Source organism: Frankia sp. AgB1.9 (assembly GCF_016786355.1).
In the GTDB taxonomy this organism is placed as follows: Bacteria; Actinomycetota; Actinomycetes; order Frankiales; family Frankiaceae; genus Pseudofrankia.
Genome location: NZ_JADWYX010000256.1, coordinates 1 through 2,383, shown reverse-complemented (window position 1 = coordinate 2,383; position 2,383 = coordinate 1). Strand labels below are relative to the sequence as shown.

At 73.7% G+C, this 2,383-nt stretch carries 2 protein-coding genes; both read right to left on the bottom strand.

All coding sequences use genetic code 11. The features are described 5' to 3' along the window. Positions 1-43 precede the first annotated feature (43 nt). A complete protein-coding gene (locus I6A60_RS40960; protein ID WP_307874130.1) occupies positions 44-1,270 on the bottom strand; it encodes an MFS transporter in 1,227 nt (408 codons plus the stop codon). 77 nt (positions 1,271-1,347) lie between these two features. Beyond that, on the bottom strand, positions 1,348-2,383 hold a 1,036-nt coding region (locus I6A60_RS40955; RefSeq protein ID WP_203017290.1), incomplete at its 5' end, for a flavoprotein.

The following is a 2,383-nucleotide window of genomic DNA, read 5'->3' as shown; positions in this document are numbered from 1 at the left end:
GGCGAGACCGGCGTGCCTCGCTGCGCCATCCGGACTGGTGCCGTCAGGCGGCGGCGGTCTGACCGTCGGCCGCGCTGCCGTCCGGCTGGTCCCCGGCAGGGACGACGGTGGGGCGCGGAGTTGCGGTGGTGGCGGCGATCACGAGGCCGGCGCCGAGTCCTCCGGCGGCGGCGAGGGTGACGAAGAGCAGGGGGTAACTGCCCAGCGCTGCGGCGAGTGCGGCGCCGATGCTGGGCGCGAGGGCGGTCGCGGCGGTGAGGGGGGCGTTGAAGACGCCGTTGAGCCGGGCGAAGCGTTCGGTTCCCCAGAGGTCGGCGACGATGGTGGCTTCGACGAGGGTGAACATGCCGCGGATCGCTCCGACGAGCACGGCGACTGCCACCAGCACGAAGGCTGGCCCTGGGAGGGTGCCGAGGACGACGGTGGCCAGGCCGCCGGCGCCGATCACGGCGGCGGTGCGGCCTCGGACGGTCAGGCGTGCGGCCAACGGTCTGTAGCAGAGGCGGCCGGCGACCTGGCCGACGCCGCCGAGGCCGATCGCCCAGGCGGCGACGGTCGTGGACAGGCCTCGGCCGGTCAGCAGGGGGACGAGGTTGACCACGACGGCGTAGAGCGCGAACGCACTGAAGGTCAGCGCCGCGACGAGCAGCAGGAACTCGCGGCTTGCCAGCACCTCGCGATCGCTGCGCCGTTCCGCCGCGCGGTTCCCCTGATCGTGGCTGGGGGTGGCGTGCTGGTCGGGGTGCCAGGGCGGACTGAGCGCCCAGGCGTGGGCGGGGATCGTGATGGCCGCGAGGATCGTGGCGAGGACGAGGTAGACCTCTCGCCAGTTCAGGTGGCCTACGAGCGCGGCGGTGAGGGGCGCGAAGATCGTGCTCGCGAATCCCGCAGCCAGGGTAAGCGTGGTCAGGGCGCGTACCCGGTTTGGCCCGTACCAGCCGGTGAGCGCGGCGAACGCGGGCGGGTAGAACACCCCGGCCATTGCCACGCCCGCTATCAGCCAGGCGGCGAGGAACCAGCCATACGACGGCGCCTCGGCCACCCCTGCCAGCGCAGCGACGGCGAGGACAGAGCCGCCGGTCATCACGGGTCGCGGCCCGTGCCGGCCGAGAACGCGGCCGACCGGCACGCCAGCCACCGCTCCGAGAAGGTTCCCCGCCGAGAACGCCGCGGTCACCGCCGTGCGCGACCAGCCGGTGTCCTCGGCGATCTCTTCGGCGAGGACGGGGAAGGCGTAGTACAGCACCCCGTAGCTGACGATCGTGGTCACGCACAGCGCAATTAGCGCGCGTCGGGGACCGGCCGCCGCAGGCCCCGTTCCGGTGGAGATGTCGACCACCAGAGCGCCTACGCCGATGCCGGAGTGCGGCCGATCGAGAGCACCTCGACCGGTGGCGGGCAGCAGCCCGCGCCACCGGCGTCCTCGGCCGTCTCGTCGGCCAGGCCACCGCCGGAGCAGACGCCGGTGTTCGGGAGGGTCAGTTCGACGCGGGCGGCGGCCTGGTGGTCGCCGGCGAGTGCGGCGGCGACGCTGCGGACCTGTTCGTAGCCGGTCATCGCGAGGAACGTCGGTGCCCGGCCGTAGGACTTCATCCCGACCAGATACAGCCCCGCCTCCGGGTGGGCGAGCTCGCGGGCGCCGTGCGGCATGACGGTGCCACACGAGTGCACATTGGGATCAATCTCCGGTGCGAGCCGGACCGGGGCTTGCAGGATCGGGTCGAGGTCGAGACGCATCTCGGACAGGAACGACAGGTCCGGCCGGAACCCGGTCACCGCCACCACCAGGTCGCCCGGTGGCAGGGTGCGGCCGTCCTGGGCGATGAGCACGACCTGGCCGTTCCGCAGATCGACCCGGTCCACGCGGAACCCGGTGACCAGTCGCACCAGGCCGTCGTCGACTGCTTGGCGGGAGCGGATTCCGAGGGCGCCGCGGGCGGGCAGGGCGTCGGCCGCGCCGCCGCCGAACGTGTCGCCGACCGTGCCGCGCCGCAGTACCCAGCTGATCCGCGTGCCCGGCGCCTCGCGGGCGACCGCGGCGAGGTCGATGACCGCGGTCATCGCCGAGTGGCCACTGCCGACGACCACCACGTGCCCGCCGGCCAGGGCCGCGACCTGCGTGGGGGTCGGGGGCAGATAGGACAGCACACCTGCGGAGGCCGCTGCCCGCTCGCCGAGTGCTGGCAGACCGTCGGCGCCGGCCGGGTTGGGCTGGCGCCAGGTGCCCGACGCGTCGATCACCGCGCGGACCGTGTGACGCATTTCGACGCCGCGTGCGTCGACGGCGTGGATCATGAACGGTGCCTCGTCGCGGTCCGCGCTGACCAGCCGGTCGCGGCCCTGCCGGGACACCCCGATCACCCGCGTCCCGTACCGGACCCGG